Here is a 7,538-nt window from a genome sequence, read left to right as displayed (position 1 = left end):
ATTAACTAAAAATCAGATGAAAAGGCAATCTATTAAGCGGCTCAGAAAAAATGCTGGATGGGATGATTCTATTTTAACCACTATCTTATCTCAAAATTTTTCATGAGGTGACCCTGGGTACAGTGGCTTCTCCTATCCCCACTTTAGCGTAAAAACAGCGCTATTTAAACTTTGATTGTAATTGTTTTTATACAAATATATTTGTTTTTCCAATGATATTTTCTGAATAAATTATCTATCTATCCTCTTAGATTTTGTGTACGATGTTTCTCGTTTTACAAAGGAGACGGATTGTATGTATAACGTAATGATTACAGGTGCAGGAAAGATTGGTAGCTTAATTGCTTGTTTATTAGCTGATAGTGGCTCTTATCAAGTTCACTTAGCTGATGTTGAGTTTAGCGGTTCGGATGTTAAACGCTTATTAGAACAGTTACCCGAGATTAAAACAGTTTCTTTAGACGTAAAAGATGAGCAATCTACGCAAGAATACTTGGAAAAGCATAATATTGTAGCAGTTATCTCAAGTTTACCTTATTTCTTAAATACGCATGTTGCAGCGGCGGCAAAGGCAGCAAGAGCCCATTATTTTGATCTCACTGAAGATACTTCTGTTACGGAAGCAGTAAAGGCAATTGCCGAAGGCGCGGAAACTGCGTTTGTTCCCCAATGTGGATTAGCTCCAGGCTTCATTAGTATCGCAGCAAATAGCTTAATGCATGAATTTGAAGAGTGTCATCATGCAAAATTACGGGTCGGTGCCTTACCTCAACGCGCCAATAATGCACTTCACTATTCATTAACCTGGTCGACTGATGGGGTAATCAATGAATATGGCAACCCTTGCTTTGGAATTAAACGAGGCAAAGAAGTGACCATGGCCCCGCTAGAAGGTCTTGAGTCAATTCAAATTGATGGATGTGAATATGAGGCCTTTAATACTTCTGGAGGGTTAGGAAGCTTAGCGGAGTTATACGTTGGTAAAGTTCAAACAATGAACTATAAGACTATTCGTTATCCTGGTCATTGTAAGAAAATGAAATTTTTAATGAATGACTTACGTTTAAATGAAGATAGACCCACTCTAAAACGTATTTTAGAAAACGCTATTCCTAAAACAAATCAAGATATTGTGATTGTTTATGTAACCGTTGAAGGAATAAAAAAAGGCGAACTGACAGAGAAAAGTTATGTGAAAAAAGTTTATCCTGAAATGATTCGCGGTTTGCAATGGTCTGCTATTCAAGTTAGTACGGCATCAGGAGTTTGTGCTGTAGTAGATCTTGTACTGGGCCAGGCTAATGAGTACAGAGGTCTTGTTTTACAAGAAAACTTTGAGTTAGCGCGAGTTTTAGAAAATCGTTTTGGCAAGTATTACGCTTAGGAGTCCTCAATGGAGTTGTTAACTCGTTTACATCTAAAAAGCACCAATCCTGGTGCTTTTAGTGGCCAAGGCTGGTCTAGTGAACTTAATAATAATATATTAAGTTCTTATAGCCCTAGTAACAACAGTAAGCTAGGAGAAGTCGCTACTTGCTCAATGAATGATTATGAGCAAGTAATGATTCGTGCTCAACGAGCTGCCGAGGAATGGAGAAAAGTTCCAGCCCCTAAACGGGGGGAGATTATCCGTCAAATTGGCCAGGCTTTACGTGATCATAAAGACAATTTAGGCAGTCTAGTTTCTTTAGAAATGGGTAAATCCAAGCAAGAGGGGGATGGCGAAGTTCAGGAGATGATTGATATTGCTGATTTTGCTGTGGGTCAATCGCGAATGCTCTATGGTAATTCTATGCATTCTGAACGCCCCAATCATCGCATGTATGAACAATGGCACCCTTATGGAGTTGTTGCTGTTATTTCTGCTTTCAATTTTCCAGTGGCTGTCTGGGCTTGGAATGCTTTCTTAGCCGCCATTTGTGGTAATGTAACCCTTTGGAAGCCTTCCCTTAAAACTCCTTTATGTGCTGTTGCTGTGCAGCATATATGCAATCAGGTTTTAAAAGATAATAATTGCCCTGAGATATTTAGCCTTGTTATTCCTTCTGATCAAAAAGTAGTAGATGCCCTAGTGAATGACTCACGCATTCCTTTAATTTCATTTACTGGCTCAACAGCAGCGGGTAAAGTAGTGGCTGCCAAAGTAGCTGGCAGACTGGGTAAAACTATTTTAGAGCTAGGGGGAAATAATGCAATTATTCTTGATCAATCCGCTGATTTGAAATTAGCTATCCCTGGTATTGTATTCGGTGCTGTTGGTACAGCCGGTCAACGTTGTACTACTACTCGCCGTTTATTTGTACATGAGTCGCAATACCATGAAGTTCTTAAAAAATTGCAACATGCCTACGAGCAAGTGACTATTGGTGATCCACTTGATAAAAAAAATCTTATGGGCCCTCTAATCGATAAGCACGCCGTGGAGCAATTTACGAAAGCTATTGAGCGCGTTAAAAAAGCTGGCGGACAAATTGTATTTGGTGGAGAAGTACTTAATCAAGAGGGGTCTTTTGTTCAGCCTACCTTAGTAGCCGATGTTGAAAATCATTGGGATATTGTGCAGGAAGAAACATTTGCACCTATATTATATGTGATGTCTTATCGTAATTTAGATGAAGCAATTAGCTTACAAAACAGTGTTCCTCAGGGCCTGTCTTCGGCTTTATTTACTCAAAATTTAAAGAATGCCGAGCGTTTTTTAAGTGCGTGGGGGTCTGATTGCGGTATTGCCAATATAAACATTGGCACCTCAGGAGCCGAAATCGGTGGTGCTTTTGGTGGGGAAAAAGAAACTGGTGGTGGACGTGAGTCAGGTTCTGATTCATGGAAAGCCTATATGCGTCGTCAAACTAATACAATTAATTGGGGTGATGACTTACCTTTAGCACAAGGAATCCAGTTTAATTTATCTTAATTAAGTAGTCTAAGCGTGTTAAAAAAATTGGGTCACGGCCCAACCTAGATGTATTTTAATATTAAATGTAGCCTGGTTGCTTGCAACCGGGTTTTTTACTTTTAATGGTTGTTTTACCAACAAGAGGGAATAATAATGCAGGAGCCTTTTTATATAAAGAAAGTAGCCGTCTTAGGTGCTGGCGTCATGGGTGCTCAAATTGCTGCACATTGTGTGAATGCTGGCATTGAAACCTTATTATTTGATTTGACTGCCAAAGAGGGGCCGGCTAATAGCATAGTAGATAAAGCGATTGCTAATTTGGGGAAACTTAAACCTTCGCCCTTAGCTACTGCGCAAACAGCAAGTTTAGTACAGGCGCGTAATTATGAGCAACATTTGGCGGAATTATCCTCTTGCGATTTAATTATTGAAGCTATCGCTGAGCGTTTGGACTGGAAAGAGGATTTATATAAAAAGATTTCCCCCTATCTATCAAACCATTCCATTTTAGTAAGTAATACATCAGGCCTTAGTATCAATAGTTTATGTACGGTTTTACCTCAACAACATCATGAGCGCTTTTGTGGGGTTCATTTTTTTAATCCGCCTCGATACATGCATCTTGCCGAATTAATCCCTGCTCAAGCTACTTCAAAAGAGTTATTAAATCATTTAGAAAGCTGGTTGACTCGGTATTTAGGGAAAGGGGTGGTAAGAGCCAAGGATACACCTAATTTCATTGCCAACCGAGTAGGTGTTTTTTCTTTATTGACCATTGTTCACCATACTATGGCAATGGGTATGGGGATTGATGAGGTAGATGCCCTTACCGGATCTTTATTAGGTAGACCTAAATCTGCGACCTTTCGTACCATGGATGTCGTAGGCTTAGATACAATGAAACATGTTGTTAATACTATGCAGGAACAATTAAAAGATGATCCTTGGCATCCTTTATTTAACTTGCCAGAATGGCTAAACAATTTAATTAGCGCAGGTCATCTAGGACAAAAAACAGGCCAAGGCCTTTATAGAAAAAATGGTAAAATTATCGAAGTATACGATCTTAAAAATAATAATTATCGACCTTCAGCGGCCGAGGTGTGCGATGAAGTAAAAACGATAATGAAAAATCCTGATTCGATAGCTCGTATGCAAGCCTTAATTAACTCTTATAATAAACAAGCACAATTTTTAGCTGCTTGCTTTAGAGATTTATTTCATTACTGCGCTTACCATCTCGAAGAGATTGCAGAAAATGTACGCGATGTGGATTTAGCTATTAGGTGGGGATTTGGTTGGATGCAAGGGCCTTTTGAGACCTGGCAACAATCTGATTTACAACAAATGCTCCAGTTTATCGGGCAAGCAATTCAAGCTAATACCGCGTTGAGCACTGCTAAATTACCTTCTTGGCTGTCAGAAATTAAAGCTTTTTATACGGAGCAAGGCGCGTATTCTCCAATCAAAAAAGAATACCAACCTCGTAGCCAATTAGAGGTGTACAAGCGTCAAATATTTGCTGATCGGGTAATACAAGAGCCTAAATACCATGCCGCTACTCTCTATGAAAATGACGGGGTAGTGTTGCGTCATTTTAAAGACGATATTGCTGTGGTTAGTTTTAAAAGCAAGGCAAATACTATTGGACAAGCCGTATTAGATGGTTTGCAAAAAAGTATAGAGTTAGCAGAAAAACAATTCCAAGGTTTAATTGTTTATCAAGACGATGCACAGAACTTCAGCTCCGGTGCGGACTTACGTGGCGTTTCTTTATTAATTAAAGAAAATAAAATGCAGGCTTTAGAAGAGATGATTGCTCAGTTTCAACAAGTTGCCCTGCGCTTAAAATACAGTGTCATTCCCACTGTCGCTGCATTAAGAGGTCGTGCTTTAGGTGGTGGTTGTGAGTTAATGATGCATTGTGATGGGGTGGTAGCGGCTTTTGAATCCTATCCTGGGTTAGTGGAGTTAGGGGTTGGAGTAATTCCTGCTGGCGGAGGCTGTAAAGAAATGGCTTTACGTGCAGCTTCGCAAGCCTCCAATGCTGATCTTATGTCTTATATTCAAAGTTATTTCCAACAAATTGCGACTGCGCAAGTGGCTAGTAGCGCTACTGAGGCAAAACAAATGGGGTACCTGCGAGCCACTGATCAACGGATGATGCATAGCAATGAAGTCCTATATGCTGCTTTGATTAAGATTAAGGCTTTACAAGAAAGCAATTACCTTCCTCCATTAGCACCGCGTTTTAAAATTGCAGGGATGGAAGGGCATGCGCGCTTACAAGCAGGCTTAGTCAATTGGCTAGAGGGAGGATTTATTTCTAAACATGACTACACACTTGCTAATGAGTTGGCTTTCGTGCTTTGCGGTGGTGATTTAAACCAGAATACCTTGGTGGATGAGCAATGGATGTTAAAATTAGAGCGTGAAGCCTTTATTAAGCTCGCTAAAACCGAATTAACTCAAGCTCGAATAATGCATTTATTAGAAACTGGCAAACCACTGCGCAATTAAGCAAAAGGAGATTGAATAATGACTAATGTATATATAGTTGATGTATTGCGTACGCCAGTGGGTAAAGCACCCCGTGGAGTATTTAAAAATACCTTACCCGATGATTTATTAGCCCATACTATCAAAAGTCTGACGGCGCGAAATCAATCAGTCGATTGGCAAGAAATTGGTGATGTCATTATCGGTTGCGCGATGCCAGAAGCAGAACAAGGTATGAACGTTGCTCGTATAGCTTCACTATTAGCAGATTTACCACAATCGGTACCTGCAATGACGATTAATCGGTTCTGCTCATCCGGGGTGCAAAGCATAGCTACGGCAGCCGCCTCCATCCGTAATGGTGATATGCATTTAGCACTAGCCGGCGGCGTTGAGAGCATGTCGATGGTGCCTTTAGGGGGCAATAAATACACTGCAAACCCTGTTATTTTTAATGATGAGGATGTCGCGATTGCTTATGGAATGGGAATTACTGCTGAAAATGTAGCTAAACAATGGGAAATTAGCCGTGAACAGCAAGATGAGTTTGCTACTGAAAGCCATAAAAAGGCTATATTTGCTCAACAAAATGGCTATTTTAAAGAAGAAATTGTTCCTATTGAAATTACCATTCGCCAACCCGATCTCGATAATTCTTCGCTTATCACTAAGAAAAAATTGATTAGTGAAGATGAAGGCCCAAGAGCAGATACTTCTTATGAGGCTATTTCCAAATTAAGACCAGTGTTTGCTGCCCGTGGTAGTGTAACTGCCGGTAATAGTTCACAAACTAGTGACGGTGCAGGCATCGCCTTATTAGCAAGTGAAGAAGCTTTACGTATGTATAACCTAAGACCAATGGGAAGATTGTTAAGCTTTGCCGTAGCAGGTGTTCCTCCTGAAATTATGGGAATTGGCCCCATTAAAGCTATACCCCTTGCTCTTAAACGTGCGGGCATCACCCTTGATCAACTAGATTGGATTGAGCTAAATGAAGCTTTTGCGGCCCAAGCTTTAGCCGTGATTAAGGATTTGGGTTTACCTAAAGACAAGGTCAACCCCTTAGGTGGCGCCATTGCATTGGGGCATCCACTAGGGGCCACCGGAACCATTCGGACAGCAACCTTATTGCATGGTTTACGCCGGACGAAAGGGCGTTATGGGATGGTTACGATGTGTATAGGTACTGGCATGGGTGCCGCGGCAATATTTGAAGCTTTGTAGGTTTTACAAGCGTTTTGACCGTCTTGAAAGGAGCGTTGAGCTGCGATTCGAGGCGGTTTTATTCTTCTGATTTACTTCTATGCGTTGTGCTTATTCTTTTTCTGGGCAAGGGCTCAATAGGAGACGAAATGAGTAAGAAGGTTACTTTGGCTCGGCGAATTGAATAGCTATGCACGACCAATCCTGGAACTAGAGCCGTATTAACAATTAAATTTTTAGATAGCTCATCCTTTCCCTCAGCTGTACATCGGTAGTATAAGCTATTACATTTAGATGAAGGTGAAATAAACCATTTAGTTTTATCATCCAACCCTTTCCATTGCTGTGCAATAACTTGCTTTGTTGATTCTTTATTCTACTATTTTAGATAAGGAAGAAGAAAATGGAGAAAGCATGCGGGCTTTCATTGGAGCGATATTCTTAGCAGTCAGCCTCAACTCTGCCTTTGCTGACGTATTTATAGGTTTTTCTGCTTACGAAAACGGCGATTATACCACTGCTTACCCTCACTTAATGCAAGCTGCTCGTGATGGCAACGAAGAGGCAATGTACTTGTTAGGTCACATGTATGAATATGGTAATGGCGTTCTCCAGGACACTGAGGCAGCCCGGCAATGGTACCAAAAATCGGCGGACAAGAATTATTCTCAAGCTCAATTAAGTCTAGGTTTCATCTATGATTCGGGTAAAGGGGTAAAACAAAATTTTCCTGAGGCATTTAAGTGGTATATGAAAGCTGCTGAACAAGGTAATCCTGTTGCCCAGCGAAATGTGGGATTAATGTATTCAGCAGGTGATGGTTAGCTAGGTCCGGGGATCTGGAACAAAATTCAGGAAAAATAAGAGCTATTCCCGGTTTGTTAGTTCATTCACCTTACTCTCAGAATGGCTTATCCACAAGTCCATAGGCCAGGAGAGC

At 40.6% G+C, this 7,538-nt stretch carries 5 protein-coding genes and 1 pseudogene; 5 read left to right on the top strand and 1 reads right to left on the bottom strand.

All coding sequences use genetic code 11. The features are described 5' to 3' along the window. The first annotated feature begins 295 nt into the window (after window positions 1-295). From ELY15_RS11920 to ELY15_RS11905, 4 genes are all read left to right on the top strand, one after another. Window positions 296-1,384: a saccharopine dehydrogenase family protein gene (locus ELY15_RS11920; protein ID WP_127100314.1), complete on the top strand. Its 1,089-nt coding sequence runs from the start codon at window positions 296-298 to the stop codon at window positions 1,382-1,384. Between the two features lie 9 nt (window positions 1,385-1,393). Beyond that, window positions 1,394-2,914: an aldehyde dehydrogenase family protein gene (locus ELY15_RS11915; RefSeq protein ID WP_127100312.1), complete on the top strand. Its 1,521-nt coding sequence runs from the start codon at window positions 1,394-1,396 to the stop codon at window positions 2,912-2,914. Window positions 2,915-3,049: 135 nt separating this feature from the next. Then, window positions 3,050-5,416 (top strand): 3-hydroxyacyl-CoA dehydrogenase/enoyl-CoA hydratase family protein, encoded by a 2,367-nt coding sequence (locus ELY15_RS11910; protein ID WP_127100310.1) that lies wholly within the window; start codon window positions 3,050-3,052, stop codon window positions 5,414-5,416. Window positions 5,417-5,434: 18 nt separating this feature from the next. Beyond that, window positions 5,435-6,619 carry an acetyl-CoA C-acyltransferase gene (locus ELY15_RS11905; protein ID WP_127100308.1) on the top strand — a complete coding sequence of 395 codons (1,185 nt, stop codon included), beginning with the start codon at window positions 5,435-5,437 and terminating at the stop codon, window positions 6,617-6,619. A gap of 58 nt (window positions 6,620-6,677) precedes the next feature. Here the strand turns inward: ELY15_RS11905 and ELY15_RS11900 are convergent, their stop codons facing one another. Beyond that, complete coding sequence (locus ELY15_RS11900; RefSeq protein WP_127100306.1) at window positions 6,678-6,929, bottom strand: hypothetical protein; 252 nt, start codon at window positions 6,927-6,929, stop codon at window positions 6,678-6,680. Between the two features lie 83 nt (window positions 6,930-7,012). On the opposite strand from ELY15_RS11900, the pseudogene ELY15_RS11895 reads away from it, so the two are divergent. Beyond that, window positions 7,013-7,420: pseudogene (locus ELY15_RS11895) on the top strand (tetratricopeptide repeat protein); the annotation flags it as partial. Window positions 7,421-7,538 lie beyond the last annotated feature (118 nt).

The sequence above is a fragment of the Legionella sp. km772 genome (genome assembly GCF_003989735.1).
Taxonomy (GTDB): Bacteria; Pseudomonadota; Gammaproteobacteria; order Legionellales; family Legionellaceae; genus Legionella.
Note: the sequence above shows the minus strand (reverse complement) of the source record. Positions and strands in the feature narration are given on the sequence as shown.